23 protein-coding genes are annotated in these 21,167 nt (G+C 68.0%); 14 read left to right on the top strand and 9 right to left on the bottom strand.

Going from position 1 to position 21,167, the window contains the following annotated elements; translation table 11 throughout:
• The first annotated feature begins 1 nt into the window (after window position 1).
• Both VPH47_RS17855 and VPH47_RS17850 read left to right on the top strand, forming a co-directional pair.
• The gene (locus VPH47_RS17855) at window positions 2-601 is read left to right on the top strand and encodes a hypothetical protein (RefSeq protein WP_049399785.1); all 600 of its coding nucleotides are present in this window, start codon (window positions 2-4) and stop codon (window positions 599-601) included.
• Window positions 602-674: 73 nt separating this feature from the next.
• Window positions 675-1,601 (top strand): DUF6607 family protein, encoded by a 927-nt coding sequence (locus VPH47_RS17850; protein WP_368851392.1) that lies wholly within the window; start codon window positions 675-677, stop codon window positions 1,599-1,601.
• A gap of 238 nt (window positions 1,602-1,839) precedes the next feature.
• Here the strand turns inward: VPH47_RS17850 and VPH47_RS17845 are convergent, their stop codons facing one another.
• The 3 genes from VPH47_RS17845 to VPH47_RS17835 all read right to left on the bottom strand — a co-directional run bounded on the left by VPH47_RS17845 (window position 1,840) and on the right by VPH47_RS17835 (window position 5,593).
• Window positions 1,840-2,325 (bottom strand): hypothetical protein, encoded by a 486-nt coding sequence (locus VPH47_RS17845; RefSeq protein WP_368851391.1) that lies wholly within the window; start codon window positions 2,323-2,325, stop codon window positions 1,840-1,842.
• A 107-nt stretch (window positions 2,326-2,432) separates the two neighbouring features.
• Entirely contained in the window at window positions 2,433-4,949 is a 2,517-nt protein-coding gene (locus tag VPH47_RS17840) for an ABC transporter permease (RefSeq protein WP_368851390.1), read from the bottom strand.
• Window positions 4,946-5,593, bottom strand: a complete 648-nt coding sequence (locus tag VPH47_RS17835; RefSeq protein ID WP_110711076.1) for an ABC transporter ATP-binding protein — start codon at window positions 5,591-5,593, stop codon at window positions 4,946-4,948. Before VPH47_RS17835 ends, VPH47_RS17840 begins: the two co-directional genes overlap by 4 nt.
• 75 nt (window positions 5,594-5,668) lie before the next feature.
• On the opposite strand from VPH47_RS17835, the gene VPH47_RS17830 reads away from it, so the two are divergent.
• The 3 genes from VPH47_RS17830 (at window position 5,669) to VPH47_RS17820 (ending at window position 8,542) form a co-directional block, all read left to right on the top strand.
• A complete protein-coding gene (locus VPH47_RS17830; protein ID WP_368851389.1) occupies window positions 5,669-6,313 on the top strand; it encodes an arylesterase in 645 nt (214 codons plus the stop codon).
• An 87-nt stretch (window positions 6,314-6,400) separates the two neighbouring features.
• Entirely contained in the window at window positions 6,401-7,114 is a 714-nt protein-coding gene (locus tag VPH47_RS17825) for a response regulator transcription factor (protein WP_002811889.1), read from the top strand.
• A 156-nt stretch (window positions 7,115-7,270) separates the two neighbouring features.
• The gene (locus tag VPH47_RS17820; protein ID WP_110711077.1) at window positions 7,271-8,542 is read left to right on the top strand and encodes a HAMP domain-containing sensor histidine kinase; all 1,272 of its coding nucleotides are present in this window, start codon (window positions 7,271-7,273) and stop codon (window positions 8,540-8,542) included.
• Window positions 8,543-8,837: 295 nt separating this feature from the next.
• Here the strand turns inward: VPH47_RS17820 and VPH47_RS17815 are convergent, their stop codons facing one another.
• A complete protein-coding gene (locus VPH47_RS17815) occupies window positions 8,838-9,539 on the bottom strand; it encodes an SGNH/GDSL hydrolase family protein (RefSeq protein ID WP_368851388.1) in 702 nt (233 codons plus the stop codon).
• 213 nt (window positions 9,540-9,752) lie between these two features.
• Between VPH47_RS17815 and VPH47_RS17810 the strand changes: the two genes are divergently transcribed.
• From VPH47_RS17810 to VPH47_RS17770, 9 genes are all read left to right on the top strand, one after another.
• A complete protein-coding gene (locus VPH47_RS17810) occupies window positions 9,753-10,148 on the top strand; it encodes a diacylglycerol kinase (RefSeq protein ID WP_094000391.1) in 396 nt (131 codons plus the stop codon).
• 33 nt (window positions 10,149-10,181) lie between these two features.
• Window positions 10,182-10,931: a TerC family protein gene (locus tag VPH47_RS17805; protein ID WP_005408127.1), complete on the top strand. Its 750-nt coding sequence runs from the start codon at window positions 10,182-10,184 to the stop codon at window positions 10,929-10,931.
• Window positions 10,932-11,196: 265 nt separating this feature from the next.
• Complete coding sequence (locus VPH47_RS17800; protein WP_368851387.1) at window positions 11,197-12,357, top strand: MFS transporter; 1,161 nt, start codon at window positions 11,197-11,199, stop codon at window positions 12,355-12,357.
• A gap of 628 nt (window positions 12,358-12,985) precedes the next feature.
• The gene (locus VPH47_RS17795) at window positions 12,986-13,606 is read left to right on the top strand and encodes a LemA family protein (protein WP_049460899.1); all 621 of its coding nucleotides are present in this window, start codon (window positions 12,986-12,988) and stop codon (window positions 13,604-13,606) included.
• Window positions 13,607-13,609: 3 nt separating this feature from the next.
• The gene (locus VPH47_RS17790) at window positions 13,610-14,497 is read left to right on the top strand and encodes a YgcG family protein (protein ID WP_368851386.1); all 888 of its coding nucleotides are present in this window, start codon (window positions 13,610-13,612) and stop codon (window positions 14,495-14,497) included.
• Window positions 14,497-14,991, top strand: coding sequence for a TPM domain-containing protein (locus tag VPH47_RS17785; protein WP_368851385.1), 495 nt, complete (start codon window positions 14,497-14,499; stop codon window positions 14,989-14,991). Before VPH47_RS17790 ends, VPH47_RS17785 begins: the two co-directional genes overlap by 1 nt.
• Before the next feature lie 51 nt (window positions 14,992-15,042).
• Window positions 15,043-15,930: a prolipoprotein diacylglyceryl transferase gene (lgt, locus tag VPH47_RS17780; RefSeq protein WP_368851384.1), complete on the top strand. Its 888-nt coding sequence runs from the start codon at window positions 15,043-15,045 to the stop codon at window positions 15,928-15,930.
• Window positions 15,927-16,721, top strand: a complete 795-nt coding sequence (locus VPH47_RS17775) for a thymidylate synthase (RefSeq protein WP_368851383.1) — start codon at window positions 15,927-15,929, stop codon at window positions 16,719-16,721. The genes lgt and VPH47_RS17775 overlap by 4 nt, the downstream gene beginning before the upstream one ends.
• Before the next feature lie 5 nt (window positions 16,722-16,726).
• Complete coding sequence (locus VPH47_RS17770; protein ID WP_368851382.1) at window positions 16,727-17,218, top strand: dihydrofolate reductase; 492 nt, start codon at window positions 16,727-16,729, stop codon at window positions 17,216-17,218.
• Between the two features lie 89 nt (window positions 17,219-17,307).
• Here VPH47_RS17770 and VPH47_RS17765 read toward each other — a convergent pair whose 3' ends face one another.
• Genes VPH47_RS17765 through pdxA form a run of 5 tightly spaced genes read right to left on the bottom strand, consistent with a single transcriptional unit; the run spans window position 17,308 to window position 21,167 of the window.
• Window positions 17,308-17,955 carry a DUF1287 domain-containing protein gene (locus VPH47_RS17765; RefSeq protein ID WP_368851381.1) on the bottom strand — a complete coding sequence of 216 codons (648 nt, stop codon included), beginning with the start codon at window positions 17,953-17,955 and terminating at the stop codon, window positions 17,308-17,310.
• On the bottom strand, window positions 17,952-18,974 hold the full coding sequence (locus VPH47_RS17760) for a symmetrical bis(5'-nucleosyl)-tetraphosphatase (protein ID WP_197611195.1): 1,023 nt from the start codon (window positions 18,972-18,974) through the stop codon (window positions 17,952-17,954). The genes VPH47_RS17765 and VPH47_RS17760 overlap by 4 nt, the downstream gene beginning before the upstream one ends.
• 15 nt (window positions 18,975-18,989) lie before the next feature.
• Window positions 18,990-19,373, bottom strand: a complete 384-nt coding sequence (gene apaG, locus VPH47_RS17755) for a Co2+/Mg2+ efflux protein ApaG (RefSeq protein ID WP_005412297.1) — start codon at window positions 19,371-19,373, stop codon at window positions 18,990-18,992.
• A 13-nt stretch (window positions 19,374-19,386) separates the two neighbouring features.
• Window positions 19,387-20,190 (bottom strand): 16S rRNA (adenine(1518)-N(6)/adenine(1519)-N(6))-dimethyltransferase RsmA, encoded by an 804-nt coding sequence (gene rsmA, locus VPH47_RS17750; RefSeq protein WP_180847905.1) that lies wholly within the window; start codon window positions 20,188-20,190, stop codon window positions 19,387-19,389.
• On the bottom strand, window positions 20,187-21,167 hold the full coding sequence (gene pdxA, locus VPH47_RS17745; protein ID WP_368851380.1) for a 4-hydroxythreonine-4-phosphate dehydrogenase PdxA: 981 nt from the start codon (window positions 21,165-21,167) through the stop codon (window positions 20,187-20,189). Before pdxA ends, rsmA begins: the two co-directional genes overlap by 4 nt.

Here is a 21,167-nt window from a genome sequence, read left to right as displayed (position 1 = left end):
CATGAGCCGAGCACTGTCCGCACGCAGGAATGACTCCATCGCCGCGCCGTACAGCGCGGCCTGGCCGACCCCGGCACAGCTGGCTACGCTCGGCACCGTGTTGTGCCTGTACCACGCCGACGGCAATGAGCTGGGCGGCTGGCGCCAGGCCGTACGCGTGCATGCCTGCCAGGGCGTGGACAGTGAAGGCCTGCGCGAAAGCCTGTGCTTCCTCGATGGCCGTGGGCGCTGCGTGTGGCGCCTGTACCTGCTGCCGGACAGCGACTTCCTGGCCTGGGACCGGCTGGTCGCCGCACTGCCGCCGGGGCCGGAACACGACAGCGATGGCAGTGTCGGCGAACGCCTGTGGCGGCGCCTGGCCGGCCATCTCGGTGGCCAGCGCTGGCGCCTGTGCGCGCTGCGCCTGCATGCCGCCGACGATGGCCGCACGCTGGCCGCCAGTCTGTCGACCCTGTCCTCGCTGGGCGCAGCCACCGCGCGCCGCATCGCACGGCTGGAAGGTGCCGAAGGCGAGCTGGCAATCGACGATTGCTGCTGTGCCGATGCCGCGCGGCGTCCGGCGCCGCGGATTCCCGGCGACCTGCCGCTGATCCGCCTGTGACCCACTCCTGATGGAACGCCTGTCGGCCACGGACGGCCTCTCAACGCATCTGCAACCCCGAAGGAAGACCCCGATGAAGTTCCAGACAGCCAGCGCCCTGCTTGTGCTCGCCGCCAGCGGCGTGGCCAGCGCGCAGCCCTCCGATATCACCCGTGACCACGACAGCATCCTTGCCATGCAGGGTGAGTACACCGTGGACTTCGCCTTCGACGAGACCGTGCTGCTGAAGCCGGGCTACGAGCGTGCGCCGGCGATGCGCAGCGGTGGCAACGAAGTGGTCATCGTGGTCGAAGACACGCCGAAGCGCATCGTGCTGCAGCACCTGCTGCTGGACGAGAAGAGCGGCCACATCACCAAGCACTGGCGCCAGGACTGGGTGTACGAAGCACCGAACCGTTTCGAGTTCAGTGCCGACCAGACCTGGAAGGTGCGCAGCATTCCGGCGGCGGTGAACCAGGGCGCCTGGACCCAGTGCGTATACGAAGTGAGCGACGCACCGCGCTATTGCGGCACCGGCACGTGGACCTACACCAACAACGTGCCGAGCTGGACCAGCGACCTGAGCTGGCGTCCGCTGCCGCGCCGTGAGTACACCAAGCGCAGTGACTACAACGCGCTGGCCGTGATCAACCGCCACACGCTGACCCCGAACGGCTGGACCCACGAGCAGTTCAACACCAAGGTGCAGCGCAACGCCGATGGCAGCCAGGTTGAGATCGCCCGCGAGTTCGGCTTCAACGACTACGTGAAGACCACCGAGGTCGACTTCACCCCGGCGCGCAACTACTGGAAGGCCACCGCCGGTTACTGGGCCAAGGTGCGCCAGCGCTGGGACGGCTTCCTCGGCCAGGCCCCGGGCGTGCACCTGAAGACCAAGATCGACGGCATGGCGATGATCATCCCGATGTTCACCCAGGCCGAAGAGATCCAGGCCGGCAAGAAGGTGAAGGACAAGCAGATCGACGACGTGTTCGCCAAGTACGTGGAAAAGGCCCAGTAAGTCGAGCCATGCTCGACTCATGGCGCGGATCCTCTGGTCAGGTGCCGCGCCGCATATCCGCTCCTGGTAGGTGCCGAGCTTGCTCGGCACGCTCTTCGCCGGCGATTGCACACCGCATCCACGCATGGCGTGGATCTACCGTGCCGCATATCCGCTCTTGGTAGGTGCCGAGCTTGCTCGGCACGCTCTCCATCGGTGATCGCACGCTGCATCCACGCCATGCGTGGATGCGATGCACTCAGGACGCCGGCCCACTCAAGGTGGTCAGGTCCAGCCCAGCGTCCTGGAACGCACGCAGGGTGGCCTGCAGGCTCGCCTCGTCATCGCGGGTGCGGACGCCGAGGATGGCTTCGTGGCAACGCACTCGATCCGTGCTGCAGGCGCTACGGTCCGGCAGCAGCAGCGCGGTCTGTGCGACGAGGATCGCCATGTGCGCCACTTCCTTTCTCGGCTTCGGTTGGCCCCGGTAGAACCGGTCGAACTCAGCACGCAGGTCGGCGACGACGTCGGCATCGCTGCGCGTGCGTGACACGCTGGCCGGAACCAGATAGGTCGGGTGACCCTCGTGGGAGGCTTGCGCCTCGTCGGCCAGCACCGTTTCCAGTACGAAGGCCTGCACCGCGTCAGGAACATGGCCATCCGCCGCGCGGGCGCCTGCGGGCAGCACCGCGGTGAGCAGCGAGGAACTGGCCAGAAGGATGCGCAGGCAGAGGCCGTATTCCATCTTCATTCCTTGAACATCGGGAGCGCGGGAGCGACCTTCCGCGCTTCCGGACGATCTGATCGGGTGGGGCGCGCAGCATAGCGCCCCCCGAGCGTGTCACGATCGCGTCAGGCTTCGCGCAGGGCCAGTGCCGGTGGCGTATGCAGGATGGCGCGCGTACCCCACCAGCCTGCCAGCAGGCTCAAGCCGATGCCGATCACGCCGCCGATCAGCAGGCCCGGCCACGGCGGCAACAACGGCAGCTCGAACACCTTCTGCGAGACCGCCACGCCGATGGCCGCAGCGGCGCCCACCGCCAGCAACGCGGCCAGCGTGCCCAGCGCGCCGAACTCCACCAGCACCGCGCCGCGCAGCTGGCGCCGGGTCGCGCCCAGCGTGCGCAGCACCGCGCTGTCGTAGCGACGCTCGCCGGCGGTGGCCTGCAACGCAGCCAGCAGCACCAGCACGCCGGCCAGCAGGCTGAATACCATCACCAGCTGCACCGCCTGTGCCACCCGTTCCATCACATCGCGCACCTGCGAGATCACCGCATCCACATCCAGCAGCGACAGGTTCGGCTGCGCGCGTACCAGCTCGCCCAGTCCGGCCGCCTTGCCGGCCGGCAGATGGAATGCCGACAGCAGGTTGTGCGGCGTATCGCCCACCGCGTTCGGGTTCAGCAGCACGAAGAAGTTCGGACGGAAGGTGTTCCAGTCCGCCTTGCGCACGCTGGTGACAGTGAACTCGCGTTCCTGCTCGCCCACCGCAATGGTGATGCGGTCGCCGGGATACACACCGTAGCGCTTGGCCCAGCCGATCTCCACCGAGGCTTCGGCGGCGGTGCTGTCTGCCTTCCAGAAGGTGCCGTTGACCAGCGTGTTGGCTGGCGGGAAGCTGCTGCGCCAGCTGAAGTTCAACGGCCGGTTTTCGTCGTCGTCATCGCGCTGACCTTCGCCCTGCGCCGGCTGCCCGTTCTGTTCCGGCGAGCGGTCCACGCGCAGCGGCGGCTTGCCGTTGATCGCGATCAGGCGGCCAGTGGCCATCGGTTCGATGCTGGCGTCGTTGGCGCCCAACCCGCGCAGCGTGGCCAGCACGCTGTCGCGCTGTTCGGGCTGGATGTTGATCAGGAAGTAGTTCGGCGTGTCCGCGGGCAACCGCTCGCGCCATTGCTGCAGCAGGCCGGGACCGGTCACCGCCAGCAGCAACAGCGCGCACAGCGACAGCGACAGCCCGACCAGCTGCATCACCGCCAGCATCCGGCGCCGGGTCAGCGCGGCCAGGCCCAGCCGCCAGTGGCCATGCAGGCGATGCTGCAGGCCGCGCAGCAGCTGCAGCAGCACGAAGCCGACCACGCCGGCGGCCAGCGCCAACGCGGCCAACCCGCCCAGCACCCACAGCGCCAGCTTGAGATCACCGGTGACCTGCACCGCCAGCAGCAGGCTGGCCGCCAACGCCGCCACATAGGCCAGCAGCGAGGCCGGCGGCAGGGCGGCGAAGGAGCGGTTGAGCACGCGCATCGGCGGCACCCCGCGCAGGCGCAGCAGTGGTGGCAGGCCGAAGCCGAACAGCAGCAACAGGCCGATGCCAGCGCCGGTCAGGGCAGGCATCGCTTCCGGCAGCGGCAGGCGCTGCGGCACCAGGCTGCCCAGTACCTGCACCAGGCCTTCCTGCGCCGCCATGCCCAGGCCGATGCCGAGTGCGCAGGCCGGCACCGCCAGCATCAGCAGCTGCAGTGCCAGACCGGACAGGATGTCGCGCTGGCGCGCGCCCAGGCAGCGCAGGATCGCCACCTGGTCGATGCGGCGCAGGGCGAAGCGGTTCGCCGCCAGCGCCGTGGCCACGCCGGCCAGCAGGACTGCCAGCAGCGCGCTGAGGCCGAGGAAGCGTCCGGCCAGGTCGAAGGCCTGGCGCACGCCGCGCTGGGTGTCGTCCACGCTCAACAGGCGCAGGCCCTTCACCTGCGGCAGCAGCCATTGCCGAAGTGCCGCGATCGGTTCTGCTGCTCCGGCGAACATCAGCCGGTAGTTGATGCGGCTGCCGGGGCCGAGCAGTCCGGTGCCTTCCACGTCGGCGCGGTTGACCAGCAGGGTCGGGGAGAGCGTGAGCAGGTCGCCACCGGTGTCCGGTTCGGCCTCGATGATGCCGGCGATGCGCAGCGTACCGGCGCCGAATTCGAGCGCATCGCCGGCCTTCAGGCCCAGCCCCTGGAGCAGTCGTGGGTCGGCATAGGCCTGGCCCTTGGGCGGCATGCCCGCATCAGTGATCAACGCACCGCCGGGCATGGTCCGCACCCGCAGTGTGCCACGCAGCGGATAGCCCGCCTGCACCGCCTTGATGCTGGCCATCTGGCTGGCATCGGCGTTGAACAGCACGCTGCCGAAGCTGGCGATGCGGGTATAGGCCAGTCCGCGCCGCTGCGCTTCTTCGGCGAACGCCTGCGGCGGGTCATCGCGCCCGGCGATGCCGAGGTCACCACCGAGCATTTCCGCTGCGCTGCCGGTCAGTGCCAGGTTGACCCGGTTCACCAGCGTGCCGACCGCGGTCATCACCGCGACGCCCAGCACCAGCGCGGCGAACACGGTCAGCAGGTCACCGGCCAGCGCCTCGCGGCGCAGCGCGCGCCACGCGTGCCGCAGCAGGTTCATGCCTGCGCCCCACGCTCGACCGGCAGCAGGCGGCCGTCGTCGATGCGGTGGATGTACTGGCAGCGCTGGGCCAGTCGCAGATCGTGGGTGACCAGCACCAGCGTGGTACCGCTGCCGGCGTTGAGCTCGAACAGCAGGTCGCTGATGTGCTGGCCGGTGGCGTGGTCCAGCGAGCCGGTCGGTTCGTCGGCGAACAGGATGCGCGGGCGGGTGACGAAGGCACGTGCCAACGCCACGCGCTGCTGCTCGCCACCGGACAGCTGGCGCGGATAGTGGCGGGCGCGATGGGCCAGGCCGACCTGGGCCAGCACTTCATCGACCCGCGCCCGGTCTTCGCGCCCGGCCAGCTCCAGCGGCAAGGCGACGTTCTCGGCGGCGGTCAGCGCCGGCAGCAGGTGGAAGCTCTGGAACACGAAGCCGACCTCGCGTGCGCGCAACTGCGCGCGCGCTTCCTCATCCAGCGCTGACAGGTCCTGGCCGGCGAGCGCGATGCGGCCGCGGCTGGGCAGGTCCAGCCCGGCCAACAGGCCGAGCAGGGTGGTCTTGCCGGAACCGGAGGCGCCGACGATGGCCGCGCTGGTCCCTTCATGGACGGTCAGGGTGATGTTGTCCAGTATGTGGACTTCACCCTCCGGGCCCTGCACGGATTTGCCGACCTGGTCGACGGCGATGGCAACGAACGCGCTGCGGGGGGACAGGCTGTCGATGAGGAGACTCCAATGCGCAAGACGGGATGGAGCCGGCGAGCCGGCGCGATGATGTTGCTGCTGCTAGGGTTCCTGCTGCTGCCCGGGCTGGCCTGTGCCAAAGGTCCGGCGGGCACCGTGCTGGTACTCGGCGACAGCCTCAGTGCTGCCCACAATATCCCCGCCGACGCCGGCTGGGTCAGCCTGCTGCAGCAGCGGGTCAGGCAGCAGTCGAAAACCCCGGCGCGCATCGTCAATGCCAGCATGAGCGGGGAGACCACCGCCGGCGCGCTGACCCGCCTGCCAGGCCTGCTGGCCAAGGAAAAGCCGACCGTGGTGGTGATTGCCCTTGGCGGCAACGACGCACTGCGCGGGCTGACCCCGGCGCAGGTGCAGGGCAACCTCGAAAAGATGGTGCAGGCCAGCCAGAAGGCGGGCGCCAAGGTGCTGCTGCTGGGCATCGATGTGCCGCCCAACTACGGGCCGGCCTACCGCCAGCGCCTGGCGGCGGCCTACAAGGCGCTGGCCACGCAGTACAAGGTGCCGCTGCTGCCCTTCCTGCTGGAGGGTGTGGCCCTGCAACCGGGCATGATGCAGGCCGACGGGCTTCATCCGACCGCGCAGGCGCAGCCGAAGGTGCTGGACAACGTCTGGCCGCTGCTGCGCCCGCTGCTCTGAACGATTTACATCCCTCTTGACGGAACTTCACATCGCGTCCACCGTCGATCCGGCATGTTTCACAAAGCTGAAGTTAGAGGGAATCACATGCGTCAGACGAAGGAGACCTCCGGCTTGGTGCTGGTGGTCGAAGACAACCGCAACATCTCCGAGATGATCGGGGAATACCTGGAAGGTCGCGGCTTCGAAGTCGACTATGCACAGGACGGCCTGGATGGCTACCGCCTTGCGGCGGAAAACAGCTATGACGTCGTGGTGCTCGACCTGATGTTGCCGCGCCTGGATGGCATCGAAGTGTGCCGTCGCCTGCGCAACGATGCGCGCAAGTCCACCCCGGTGCTGATGCTCACGGCACGCGATACGCTGGACGACAAGCTCACCGGCCTCGGTTTCGGCGCTGATGACTACCTGACCAAGCCGTTCGCGATCCAGGAACTGGAAGCCCGCCTGCGCGCGCTGATCCGCCGCGAGCGTCGCCAGGTCGGTTCGGAAGTGCTCAAGGTCGCCGACCTGGTGCTCGATCCGGTCAGCATGCGCGCCACCCGTGCCGGTACCGAGCTGCAGCTGTCGCCGATCGGCCTGCGCCTGCTGACCATCCTGATGCGCGAATCGCCGCGCGTGGTCACCCGCCAGGAGATCGAACGCGAGATCTGGGGCAATGGCCTGCCGGATTCGGACACCCTGCGCAGCCATCTGTACAACCTGCGCAAGATCATCGACAAGCCGTTCGACCGTCCGCTGCTGCACACCGTGCAGAGTGCCGGCTACCGCATTGCCGACATCGCCCAGCCGATGGCCTGAGCAGGGCCCGCGCCGGTGCAGCAGCAGGCCCGGCCGGGATCCGGCCACGCACGAGGGCAGGGGATGACCGGATGGCGTTGCCACCGGTCATTTCCCATGCATCCGCACGGCGCGGCGCGCTGCCTATAATCGCAGCGCTCTGACCGGGACCCCGCAATGCCGCACGGCCTGCCGCGCAAGATCCGTATCGCTTTCATCCTGCAGGCAGTGCTGGCCAGCCTGGGTATCCTGCTGGGTGCCTGGCTGGTCTCGCTGGTGATCAAGCACAGCCTGGTCGGTGCCGCCCTGCGCGAGGAAGCGACGTACTTCTGGACGCTGCACGAGGCCTCGCCGGTGCAGCCGCCACCCAACACCCAGAACATCCGCGGCTACCTGCTGGAAAGCGGGCAGTCGGCCCTGTCGTTGCCTGCCAACCTGCGCAACCTGGAGCCAGGCTTCCACGAACTGCCCAAGGACGATCAGCTGGTGCTGGTGGATGTGCGCCCCGCCGGCCGGCTGTACCTGGTGTTCCTGCGTTCGCGCGCGGAGATGCTGGCGTTCTGGTTCGGCATCGTGCCGGTGCTGCTGACCCTGCTGGCGGTGTACGGCGCCAGTTGGGTGACCTACCGTGCCTCCAAGCGCCTGGTGTCACCGGTGAACTGGCTGGCGCGGCGCGTCTCGCGCTGGGACCCGGGCCACCCGGAGGCGGCCGACCTGGAGCCGAACAAGCTTCCGGCGGACATGCAGGGCGAGACCCGGCAGCTGGCGGCCGCGCTGCATTCGCTGGCCAACCGGGTCAGCGCGCACGTGGCCCGCGAGCGCAACTTCACCCGTGATGCCAGCCACGAGCTGCGCACGCCGTTGACCGTCATCCGCGTCGCCAGCGACATGGCCCTCGGCGATGAAACCCTGCAGCCGCGCCTGCGCCGCAGCCTGCAGCGCATCCAGCGTGCCGGTCGGGACATGGAAGCGGTGATCGATGCGTTCCTGATCCTGGCCCGCGAGGCCGACGTCGAGCCGCAGATCGAGCTGTTCGACGTCAACGACATCGTCCGCTATGAAGTGGACAACGCCAACGAGCTGCTGGGCACGCGCCCGGTATCGGTGCACCTGCACAGCGACGGCCCGGTGCAGCTGCATGCGCCACCGCGGGTGCTGCAGGTGGTGGTCAGCAACCTGGTGCGCAACGCCTGCAGCTACACCGATGAAGGGCGTATCGACGTGCACGTGCTCAATGACCGGGTGGTGGTGCGCGATACCGGTATCGGCATGTCCGCCGAGGCGCTGTCGCGCGCCTTCGAGCCGTTCTACCGCGCCGAACCGAGCCGTCCGCAGGGCACTGGACTGGGCCTGTCGATCGTGCGCCGGCTGTGCGACCGCTTCGGCTGGAAGGTCAGCCTGGCCAGCGAGCCGGGCGAGGGCACCGAAGCCACGGTGATCTTCCGGTAGAGGGCTTTGGCCGGGCTGCGCCCGGCACCCGCCGAGGCAACATCAACATCAAAAGCGGGCATTCCGAGGAGTGGCGGGGCGGTGTGGGTGTGCAGGACACGCCGTAAACCCATCCATGGGGGCTCGATGGCGCCATCCATGGCGCCAACGGTCCTGCACACCCACACCGCCCCGCCTTCGACAGTTCCCCGCGATCCGCAGTGGATCCACGCCATGCGTGGATGAATTCAGTAGATCCACGCCATGCGTGGATAGTGTTGCGGTAGCGCCGGGCCATGCCCGACGCACGCCTGCGTCAATCGCACTTCACCTTCGGCGCCAGCGCCCTGGTCCAGATCGCGTAGCCGGCCGGGGTCATGTGCAGCATGTCCTCGCGGAACAGCGTCGCGTCCGGCTGTCCATCGGCGCCGAGCATCGGCGTGTAGATGTCGGTGAAGCCGGTATTGGGCAGCCTGGCCAGCGCGGCCTTGATCAGCGTGTTGGCTTCGTTGATCGCCGGCAGCAGGTGCGCACGCGACGGGCTCGGCTTGATCGACAGGTACTCCACCTTCGTCTTCGGCAGGTCGCGGTGCACGCGCTGCACGAAGGCGACCACATCGTCGCGCACCTGCACGGCGCTGCGGCCGCTGTTGAGGTCGTTGTCGCCGGCGTAGAAGAACACCTTGCATGGCGCATACGGCACCACGATGCGGTCGGCGTACCAGGTGCTGTCGCGGACTTCCGAGCCGCCGAAGCCGCGGTTGAACACCGGCTGGCCGGGGAAGTCGGTGGCCAGGCTCTCCCAGAAGCGGATCGAGGAGCTGCCGATGAACTCGATGCCACCACGCGGCGGCGGGTTGGTCTGGTCGGCGCTGGCGAAGCGGGCCATGTCGCCGGCCCAGGCCACGTTGGAGACCTGTTCGGGTACCCGGGGCGATGTGGCCGGGCTCAGCGCCTGGGCCAGCGGTGCGGCGGTCAGCAGGCCCAGCATCAACAGGCAGGTATGGCGACGGGACATCAGGCGCTCCAGCAGGGAAGGGGAAGATCATCATAGGAGCACGGCCCAGCCCGGCGTTTGCCCCGGGCAGGCCATTCGCCCGGGCCGCCGGGGGTATGGCTGGCGGCCTTGTGGCAAAATGGCGGCCATCTGCCTATTCCTGTGCACCCATGATTCCCTGCCGTGCGTCTGAGCGGTCGCTGCGCCGCGCCCCTGTTGCTGGATGTTCCACCCGTGGCTGATCAGTTCGGCCATCTGCCCCGCGGCCCGCGCCGCATCTTCCAGGCCGCCCGCTGGTCCTGGCAGGGCCTGCGCGCCGCCTGGCTGCATGAGTCCTCGTTCCGGCTGGAGGTCTACCTGCTGATCCTGCTGACCCCGGTCGCGATCTGGCTGGGCCAGACCCCGGTCGAACGCGCGCTGCTGATCGGCTCGATGCTGCTGGTGCTGGCGATGGAACTGGCCAACTCGGCCATCGAGGCCGTGATCGAGCGCTACGGCAGTGAGATCCACGAGCTGGCCGGCCGCGCCAAGGACATGGGCTCGGCGGCGGTGTTCGTGCTGATGATGAACGTGCTGCTGTGCTGGGCGCTGGTCGTGGTCCCGCACGCGTTGGCCGGCAGCTATAGCTGAAATCCCATTCCCCCACTGCCTTGAAGAGTTTCCATGTCCTTTGAGTTCCTCGCCGACCCCAATGCCTGGGTGACCCTGTTCACGCTCAGCGCGCTGGAAATCGTGCTCGGCATCGACAACCTGGTGTTCATTTCCATCGCGGTCAGCAAGCTGCCGGAAGAGCGCCGCCCGTTCGCGCGCAAGCTCGGCATCGCGGTGGCCTGCATCACCCGCATCGGCCTGCTGGTGTCGCTGGCGTATCTGGCACACATGGCGGCCAACCTGTTCACGGTGGCCGGCATGGGCATCTCCATCCGTGACCTGGTGCTGATCGTCGGTGGCCTGTTCCTGATCATCAAGGGCTGCATGGAGATCAAGGAACTGATCAGCGGTGGCGAGGATGAAGACCCCAGCACCACCAAGGCCTCGGCCGTGTTCGGCTATGTGATCGCACAGATCGCGGTGATCGACATCGTGTTCTCGCTGGACTCGGTGATCACCGCCGTCGGCATCGCCGACCACATCCCGGTGATGGTCGCCGCCATCCTGCTGTCGGTGCTGGTGATGCTGCTGGCCGCCAACCCGCTGGGCCGCTTCATCGATGCCAACCCGACCGTGAAGATGCTGGCCCTGGCCTTCATCCTGATGATCGGTGCGGTACTGATCCTGGATGGCCTGGACGTGCACGTGCCCAAGCCCTACATCTACGCCGCGATGGGCTTCTCGGTGCTGGTGGAGTGGCTGAACCTGCTGATGCGCCGCCGCGCCCGCGAACACAACGTGCCGGGCGCCGGCAACTGGTAAGCGGATCACACGCAAGCGTTTCACCCAGAACCCCCGGCCCGGCCGGGGGTTCTGCGTTGCGGGGCCGTGCAGAGCCGAGCCCATGCTCGGCTGTTTCCTGCCGGTCAGCCGAGCATGGGCCCGGTTCCACAGGGTGAGCAGGGGTTCGGCCGCCACTTGTGAACCCTGGTCAACAGTGTTTCCCCGCTGCAGGGCTTAATCCGGCGCGACGATGCGCGCAGGCTACGCGCTCTTTTCCAGAACCTGCCCCACGCAGGATGACCCCATGAACTCCAGAGCCGCTCTGTTGGCCCTCGCCGTCGGCGCTTTCGCCATTGGCACCACTGAATTCGCCCCGATGGGCCTGCTGCCGGTCATTGCCGACGGCGTCGGCGTGAACATCCCCACCGCTGGCATGCTGATCACCGCCTACGCCGTGGGCGTGATGCTGGGCGCACCGGTGATGACCCTGCTGATGGGACGCTTCGGCAAACGCACTGCGCTGATGCTGCTGATGTCGATCTTCGTGGTCGGCAACCTGTTGTCCGCACTGGCGCCGAACTACGGCCTGCTGCTGTTGTCGCGCCTGGTCACCAGCCTCAACCACGGTGCCTTCTTCGGCATCGGTGCGGTGGTCGCCGCCAGCCTGGTGCCGAAGGAAAAGCAGGCTGCCGCCGTGGCCACCATGTTCATGGGCCTGACCATCGCCAACATTGGTGGCGTGCCGCTGGCGACCTGGGTCGGCCAGCAGCTGGGCTGGCGCCTGTCCTTCGCCGGCACGGCGGTGCTGGGCCTGGTGGCGATCACTGCGCTGGGCCTGGCGCTGCCGGCATCCGCACCCGATGCGCGCCCGGACGTGCGCCGCGAACTGAAGGCGATCCTGCAGCCGCAGGTGCTGTTGGCGATGGCCACCACCGTGCTCGGTGCCGGTGCGATGTTCACCCTCTACACCTACGTGGCGCCGGTGCTGACCGAGCTGACCGGTGCCTCCAACGCCTTCATCGCGATGTCGCTGGCGCTGATCGGCATCGGCTTCACCTTCGGCAACGGCATCGGCGGGCGCATGGCTGACTGGTCGCTGGATGGCGCCACCCGCATCCTGCTGGCGGTCCTGGCCGTGCTGATGTTCGTACTGCCGCTGGCCTTCATGCACCACGCCACTGCGGCGCTGGGGGTGCTGCTGTTCGGTGCCGCGACTTTTGCGATCGTGCCGCCGTTGCAGATCCGGGTGATGCAGGCGGCCAGCGAGGCGCCGGGCCTGGCGTCGTCGATCAACGTCGGTGCGTTCAACCTGGGCAATGCCGTGGGTGCGGCGCTGGGCGGTGCGGTGATCAGTTCGGGCCTGGGCTACGCCGCGATTCCGGTGGCCGGTGGCCTGCTGGCGGCCTCGGGGTTGTTGCTGGCGTGGCTGGGGCGTCCTCGCACGGCGGTGGCTGAGGCTTGCTGAGTGATGTGGGTTTCCGGCAGGGCTTGCAGCCCTGCACCCGCCGAGGCCACTGCAACTGCAACAGCAACAGCAACAGCTTGCATTCCGTGGGATGGCGGGGTGGGTCCGGTTGAGGGGGACGCTGCAAGTACGTCCATGTAAGCTCGGTCGCCGCATCCATGCGGCTCACGCCCCCTCAACCGGACCCACCCCGCCTTCGACAGATTCCCGCGGTCTGTCGGAACGGCGTTCCGCTCTGGTAGGTGTCGACCTTGGTCGACACGAATGCCTGAAGAACCGGCTTTTGCTTTTGATTTTTCTTTTGATCTTCCCGCGGTGCGCAGGAAATTGTCCGTGGCCGGGAGGGTGGGTTGGCTGGGGGCGTGAGCGCCATGGGCCCGAGGCATGCCTCGGGCGGGTTGGGCAGGACGCCCAACCCCGGTCTTGCCGTGTGCGCAGGACAGCGCACACGAGCAAGCGGCGACCGAGCCTACATGGACGTATTCACGGCGTCCCCCAGCCAACCCACCCTCCCGGCCAACCCAAGAGAACCAGCAAACAACCCACCGCGGAGGGGGCGGCGCCCGATGGCCGGTCTTTCACCCGAACCATGGCATGCTCGGCGCCAAGCCCACCCGGAACCTCCGCCATGCGCCTGTTCACCCGCGTCCTGCCCCTGATGCTGTTGGCCTCCCTGCTCTCCGGCTGCGGCTACAACGCCATCCAGCAGAAGGATGAAGCGGTCAAGGCCAGCTGGTCGGAGGTCATCAACCAGTACAAGCGCCGCGCCGACCTGGTGCCCAACCTGGTGCAGACCGTGAAAGGCTTCGCCAGCCAGGAAGAGCGCGTGTTGACCGAAGTCACCAACGCCCGTTCGCGCGTCGGCCAGATCAACGTCAACGCCGACGACGAAGCCTCGCTCAAGCAGTTCCAGCAGGCCCAGGGCGAACTTGGCAGCGCGCTGTCGCGGCTGCTGGTGGTCACCGAGAACTATCCGGAACTGAAGTCCAACCAGAACTTCCGCGACCTGCAGGCGCAGCTGGAAGGTACCGAGAACCGGGTCACCGTCGCCCGCGGCCGCTATATCCAGCAGGTGCAGGACTACAACACCTACATCCGCTCGTTCCCGCAGGTGATCACCGCCAAGATCTTCGGCTACAAGACCAAGCCGAACTTCACCGTGGACAACGAAGCGCAGATCTCCAACGCGCCGGCGGTCGATTTCGGCAACGCGCCGCAGCAGCAGCCGGCACCGCAGCCGGGCCACTGACCGATGCGCCTGGCCACTGCGCTGCTGGCCCTGCTGCTGTGGCTGCCGCTGGCGTCGCAGGCGCAGCAGCTGGCGCCGATTCCGGCGCTGGATTCGCCGGTGGTCGATACCACCGGCACGCTGGACGCCACGCAGAAGCAGGCACTGGTGCAGCAGGCGACTGACCTGCAGCAGCGCAAGGGCAGCCAGCTGCAGGTGCTGGTGGTGCCCAGCACCCAGCCGGAGGACATCGCGCAGTACACCACGCGGGTCTTCGACCAATGGCAGATCGGCCGCAAGGGCGTGGATGACGGCGTGCTGCTGGTGGTGGCCAAGGATGACCGGCGCGTGCGCATCGAACCCGGCTACGGCCTGGAGGGTGCGATTCCTGATGCCATCGCCAACCGCGTCATCCAGGAGTACCTGGTGCCGCGTTTCCGCAGTGGCGACTACGCCGGCGGCATCACCGATGCCACGGCGGTGCTGGTCAAGCTGATCGACGGCGAAACGCTGCCGGCACCGGTCAGCGGCCATCGCGGGCGGGAGCCCGGCGGTGGCGGCGATACCTGGTTCCTGGCGCTGTTCATCGGTGTGTTCGCCGGCAGCATCCTGCGCGGCGTGTTCTCGCGCGTGCCACGTCCGCTGCGCGGCCTGCTCGGCGGCGCGGGTGCGGCGCTGGCGGCGTTCCTGTTCACCTCCACGCTGCTGGCCAGTGGCCTGGCCGGCGTGGTCGGCCTGATCGTGGCGATGCTCTCTGGTCACCCGGGCCGTTTCGCCGGTGGCGGCGGCTGGGGCGGCGGCAGCTGGGGCGGAGGAGGCGGTTTCGGCGGAGGAGGTGGATTCGGTGGCGGCGGCGGCTGGGGTGGCGGTGGTGGCCGCTCCGGTGGTGGCGGTGCTTCGGGGGGCTGGTGATGATCCAACGTCTGTGTCGGCACGTGTTTTCGCCGTCAGTACGGCGCGCGTTCCCGCCCGCCACATTGCAGGCGATCACCGAGGCCATCGCGGCCGGTGAGCAGCGCCACGGTGGGCAGGTGATGTTCGCGGTGGAAGCGGACCTGCCGCTGGCCGCGCTGTGGCACAGGGTCACCCCGCGCCAGGCCGCCGAGCATGCCTTCGCCCGCCTGCGCACCTGGGATACCACCCACAACAACGGTGTACTGATCTACCTGCTGCTGGCCGACCACGCGATCGAGATCGTCGCCGACCGGGGCCTGCACGGCCGGGTCAGCCCGGCGCAGTGGCAGCGTGTCTGCACCCACCTGCGCGAGGGGCTGCGCGGGTCCAACCCGGTGGAAGCGCTGCAGGATGCGATCGATGAGGTCTCCAGCCTGGTGGAAGGGCACTTTCCGGCCTCGACGCGGTCGAACGATGACGCGTTGCCGAACTCGCCGCAGATCCTTGGTTGAGCCGGGGCGGCACTGGCCCGAGAATAGACGTTCAACCGCAAGGCACCTTCCATGATCTATTTCCACGACATCGACCCCATCGCCCTCTCGCTGGGGCCGATCAAGGTGCACTGGTACGGCATCATGTACCTGCTCGGCTTCACTGCGGCCTGGCTGCTGGGCCGCAAGCGCATCGCCGACGGGCGCCTGCCGGGTGTCGATGCCAACGGCTTCTCGGACCTGCTGTTCTACGCCATGCTCGGCGTGGTGCTGGGCGGACGCATCGGCTACATGCTGTTCTACGCGCTGGGCGATTTCCTGCACAACCCGCTGCTGCTGTTCAAGGTGTGGGACGGTGGCATGAGCTTCCACGGTGGCCTGCTGGGCGTGATTGCCGCCTGCTGGTGGTGGTCGCGCAAGCACAAGCTGCACTTCTTCGACACCATGGACTTCATGGCGCCGCTGGTGCCGCTGGGCCTGGGCTTCGGCCGTATCGGCAACTTCATCGGTGCCGAGCTGTGGGGCAAGTACACCGACGGTAGCTGGGGCGTGGTGTTCCCGTCCGGCCTGCCGGCCCCGCTGAACCAGCTGGACCATGCGACGCTGCAGGCGCAGTTCGCCACCGGCGCGCTGAATCAGTTCGCACGCCATCCCTCGCAGCTGTATGAAGCGTTCCTGGAAGGGCTGGTGATGTTCGTGGTGCTGTGGACGGTGTCGGCCAAGCCGCGTCATCGCTACCTGGTCGGTGGCCTGTTCGCGCTGATGTACGGCCTGTTCCGCTTCGCCGTCGAGTTCGTGCGCATGCCCGACAACGGCGTTTACGTGGCCTTCGACTGGCTGACCCGTGGCCAGATCCTCAGCCTGCCGCTGATCGCCTTCGGCCTGGTGCTGCTGGTGATGTCGCGCCGCGCGCCGGTACTGCAGCCGCAGCTGCCGGTGGCCGCGGAGGGCAAGGCATGAAGCCCTACCTGGACCTGCTCTCGCACGTGCTGGAACACGGTGCGGAGAAGAGCGATCGCACCGGTACCGGCACCCGCAGCGTGTTCGGCTGGCAGATGCGCTTCGACCTCAACGCAGGCTTCCCGCTGGTCACCACCAAGAAGCTGCACCTGCGCTCGATCATCCACGAGCTGCTGTGGTTCCTGAAGGGCGACACCAACATCGGCTACCTGAAGGACAACCAGGTGCGGATCTGGGACGAGTGGGCCGACGAGAATGGCGACCTCGGCCCGGTCTACGGCAAGCAGTGGCGCAGCTGGGCCACCGCCGACGGCCGCGAGATCGACCAGATGCAGTGGCTGGTGGACGAGATCAAGCGCAACCCCGACTCGCGCCGGCTGGTGGTCAGCGCCTGGAACGTGGGCGAGCTCTCGCAGATGGCGCTGATGCCGTGCCACAACCTGTTCCAGTTCTACGTGGTGGACGGCAAGCTCAGCTGCCAGCTGTACCAGCGCAGCGGCGACATCTTCCTCGGCGTGCCGTTCAACATCGCCAGCTACGCGTTGCTGACCCATATGGTGGCGCAGGCCACCGGGCTGGGCGTGGGCGATTTCGTGCATACGCTGGGTGACGCGCACCTGTATTCGAACCACTTCGAGCAAGCCCGCGAGCAGCTGTCGCGTGAGCCGCGCGCGCTGCCGAAGTTGTGGTTGAACCCGGAGGTGACCGACCTGTTCGGCTTCCAGTTCGACGACATCCGCATCGACGGCTACGACCCGCACCCGGCCATCAAGGCGCCGGTGGCGGTGTGAGCGCAATGAAGCTGTCGATGATCGTGGCGCTGGACCGCAACCGTGGCATCGGCCAGGGCAATGCCATGCCCTGGCACCTGCCGGACGACTTCAAGCACTTCAAGGCGCTCACCTTGGGCAAGCCGATCCTGATGGGGCGCAAGACCGCCGAATCGATCGGCCGCGTGCTGCCGGGGCGGACCAACCTGGTGCTGACCCGCAGCGGCCAGGTGCCGTTCGAGGGCATGCGTGCGGTGGCGTCGCTGGACGAGGCGAAAGCAATTGCCGAAGGCGAGGGCGCCAGCGAGCTGTGCATCATCGGCGGCGGCGAGATTTTCCGTCAGCTGCTGGACCAGGCCAGCGACCTGTACCTGACCTGGGTCGACGCCGAAGTGCCTGCCGACACCCATTTCCCCGAGGTGGACGCGCAGGACTGGCAGGAAGTGAGCAGCGTGCCGCATCCGGCCGACGAACGCCACGCCTACGCGTTCCGCTTCGTGCACTACGTGCGCCGCTGATCGCAACGCAACTGTAGAGCCGAGCCATGCTCGGCTGCTTTCCGCGGACACATCCCGAAGCCGAGCATGGTTCGGCTCTACAGGATTGCCTACGGCATCCGGTAATGGCCGATGATCGCGTGCTGGAACAGCAGGTTCTCTTCGCGCGTGCCGCGGGCGATGTTGTGCAGGATCAACGGGGTGCCGTCGGCCCGGCGGCGGTCGGACACGATGCCCACATGCAGCAGGCCGTTGCCGTTGAGCTTCCAGGCAACGATGTCGCCCGCCGCGTAGTCGGCAGCGGAAGCGGTAATTGGCTGCTGCCAGCCCTGCCGCTCGAACCAGCGCATCAGGTTCGGTACGCGCCGATGATCGATATTGCGGTCCGGCCGTGACAGGCCCCAGATCGCTGGATAGGCACTGAAGTTGCCGCGCATGTCCTCGTGCACGCGCGCCTGCAGGTCCAGTCCCAGTTCGCGCAGGGCGCGCACCACCACGTCGGTGCACACGCCGCGATCCAGTGGCACGTCGCCGCCGGGATAGGCCAGCACCTGGTAAGCAGGATCGTAGCGGGTGGTGACGCCGATCTGCGCGCGCGCTGCTGCCACCAGTGGTGGTGAAGGCGCCTGCGGCTGCGATGGCGCGTGACCGGCGTTTCCACCGCCAGTGGGGGCCGGGGCCGAAGTGGGCTGGCAGCCGCTGGCCAGGGCCAGCGTCAGCAGCAGCACCGTCCATGGTGCCCAGCCGCGACGCGTCATGCCTGCGGCGGGGTGCTGTTGTTGTTGGGACCGCCGGAGCCACCACCACCGCCACCACGGCGACGACGACGGCGCGGGCCGCGGTTGCCCGGGGGGGAAGCGGAGGCGTTGCCGCCGCCCTGTTCCTTGCCCTGCGCCGCAGCGGCGGGGCGCTCGTGGGCCGGTCGTGCCGGCGGGCGGGCGTTGGGCACCGGTGCCGGTACATCGCGGCCTGGCACCTGCACCACGCGCAGTTCATCGGTATCGAGCTGGATCGCGGTCAGCTTGCCGCCCCAGACCGCACCGGTGTCGATGGCGTGCACGCCCTGGGTGATGGTCAGGCCCAGCGCGGACCAGTGGCCGCAGACGATCTTCAGGTCGCGCTCGACCCGGCCCGGCACTTCGAACCAGGGGTACAGCCCCTGTTCCTGCGTGCCGGGCGTGCCTTTGTCCTCGATGCCGATGCGCCCACGTGGGGTGCAGTAGCGCATGCGGGTGAGCACGTTGATGATCGCGCGCGAGCGGTCGTAGCCAGCCAGGTTCGGTGCCCAGCTCGGCTTGTCGCCATACATGTTGCGGAACAGCTTGCGGTAGCCGGCGCCGTGCAGCTGCACTTCGACTTCGGCGGCATGCTTCTCGGCCATCTGCGTGGTCCACTTCGGCGCCAGGCCGGCATGCACCATCATCCAGCCCAGCTCACGGTCCACGTGCACCAGCTTCTGCAGGCGGAGCCAGTCCAGCAGTTCGTCGCGGTCCTCGGCCTGCACGATGCGCAGCAGGTCAGGGTTGACCTTGCGCTGTTCCTCTTCGGTGCGTGCACCCACGGCCAGCAGCGAAAGATCGTGGTTGCCCAGCACCACCACGCTGTGCTCGCGCAGCGAGTGCACCAGCCGCAGCGTTTCCAGTGACTGGCCACCGCGGTTGACCAGATCGCCGCAGAACCACAGGGTGTCCTGCGCCGGGTCGAAGCGGATCTTCTCCAGCAGTCGCTGGGTGACGTCATAGCAGCCCTGCAGGTCGCCGATCGCCCACACACTCATCGTTCGGCCTCCGTGTCAGTGCAGGGTGCGCGGGATGGCCAGCACGAAAGGTGCGACCGGCGCGGCGAATTCGGTGCCATCGTCGGCGACCATGTCGTAGTGGCCCTGCATGGTCCCGTGATCGGTCCCCAGCATGACACCGGACGTGTAATGGAAGTCTTCACCGGGACGCAGGCGCGGCTGCTCGCCGATCACCCCGTCGCCATCGACATGCTCGACGCGGCCGTTGGCATCGGTGATGCGCCAGTGGCGTGCCACCAGGCGCGCGGCAACGCGCCCCTGGTTGTGGATGCGGATCGTGTAGGCGAACGCATAGCGGCCGTCTTCCGGTGCGGATTGATCGTCGAGGAAGCGCGGCGCGACTTCGACGGAGATGGCATAAACGTCAGCGTCTTCCATACCGGCAGTGTAATCAGGAGGCATTGGCCAAAGCGATGAATTCGGCCACGTCCAACTGTTCGGCACGGGCATCGGGACGCACGCCGGCGGCGACGAACTGCTCGGCGGACACCACGTTGTTCAGGGCGTTGCGCAGGGTCTTGCGGCGCTGGCCGAAGGCGGCCTTGACCACCTCGGCGAAACGCTTGTGGTCGTGGATGTTGATCGTGGCCGGGTCACGCGGTACCAGCCGTACCACGGCCGAATCGACCTTCGGCGGCGGCCGGAACGCGCCCGGCGGTACCACGAACAGCGACGTGACCTGGCAGTAGGCCTGCAGCATCACGCTGAGGCGGCCATACACCTTGCTGCCGGGACCGGCGGCCATGCGGTCGACCACTTCCTTCTGCAGCATGAAGTGCATGTCGCGGATCACCGCAGCATGTTCCAGCGCATGGAACAGAATCGGCGAGGAGATGTTGTAGGGCAGGTTGCCGACCAGGCGGATCGGCTGGCCGGCGGCCAGCTCGGTGAAGTCCACGCGCAGCACATCGCGGTGGACGATGGTCAGCTCGCCCAGCGGTTCGGCGGCGGCGGTCAGCGGTGCGATCAGGTCGCGGTCGAACTCGATCACCGTCAGCGTGGGGTGCACGCGCAGCAGCGGCAGCGTGATTGCGCCCTGGCCGGGGCCGATCTCGACCAGGCGGTCGCCATCTTTCGGGTTGACCGCCATCACGATCTTGTCGATGTAGTGGCGGTCGGCCAGGAAATGCTGGCCAAGCTGCTTCTTGGCCGGGGCGGTGAACACCGGGCCGGAGGGGGAATGCGGGGAATTCATGCGCTCAGTGTACGTTGCCGCGCAAGCTGCGCACACAGCGTCGTTGCCGCCTGCAGGCTGGAGGGATCGGCGATGCCGCGGCCGGCGAGGTCCAGCGCGGTGCCATGGTCCACCGCCACGCGCGGGTAGGGCAGGCCCAGGGTCAGGTTGACCGCCTGTTCGAAGCCTGAGTACTTCAGCACCGGCAGGCCCTGGTCGTGGTACATCGCCAGCACGGTGTCGAAGCCAGCCAGCTTGCCGGGCAGGAAGGCGGTATCGGCCGGCAGCGGCCCGATCAGGTCCATGCCCTCCGTGCGCAGGCGCTGCAGCAGCGGGATGACCAGGTCCAGTTCCTCGCGGCCCAGATGACCGTCTTCACCGGCGTGCGGGTTCAGGCCGAGCACGGCGATGCGCGGCGCAGCCAAGCCAAACTCACGGCGGAGGGCGGCATGCACGGTGCGCAGCGTGTGCTCCAGGCCGGGTGCGGTGATCGCATCGGCCACCTCGCGCAACGGCAGGTGGGTGGTGGCCAGGGCCACGCGCACGATGTGATTGGCCAGCATCATCACCACCTTCACTCCGGCCTGGTCGGCCAGCAGTTCGGTGGTACCGCTGTAGGCGATGCCGCCTTCGTTGATGACCGCCTTGTGCACCGGGCCGGTCACCACGCCGTGCAGTTCGCCGGACAGGCAGGCCTGGCCGGCGCCGAGCAGGGCACCGATGACCGCGCCGGCATTGGTCGGATCGGCCTGGCCGAAGCGGCTGGGCGCGGCGTTGCGGACGGCACGCAGGCGCAGATCACCGGGGACGCGTGCTTCGGCGTCCTCGGGCAGCAGTTGCAGGGGCAGGTTCAGCGCGGCCGCGGCCGCGTGCAGGGTGTCCGGGTCGGCGAAGGCCAGCAGCCGGCAATCTTCACGCGGCTGCTGGACGAGGCGGACACACAGCTCCGGGCCGATCCCGGCGGGCTCGCCCGGTACCAGAGCGAGCTCGGGACGCAT

The organism is Stenotrophomonas sp. WED208 (assembly GCF_040984485.1).
In the GTDB taxonomy this organism is placed as follows: Bacteria; Pseudomonadota; Gammaproteobacteria; order Xanthomonadales; family Xanthomonadaceae; genus Stenotrophomonas; species Stenotrophomonas riyadhensis.
Note: the sequence above shows the minus strand (reverse complement) of the source record. Positions and strands in the feature narration are given on the sequence as shown.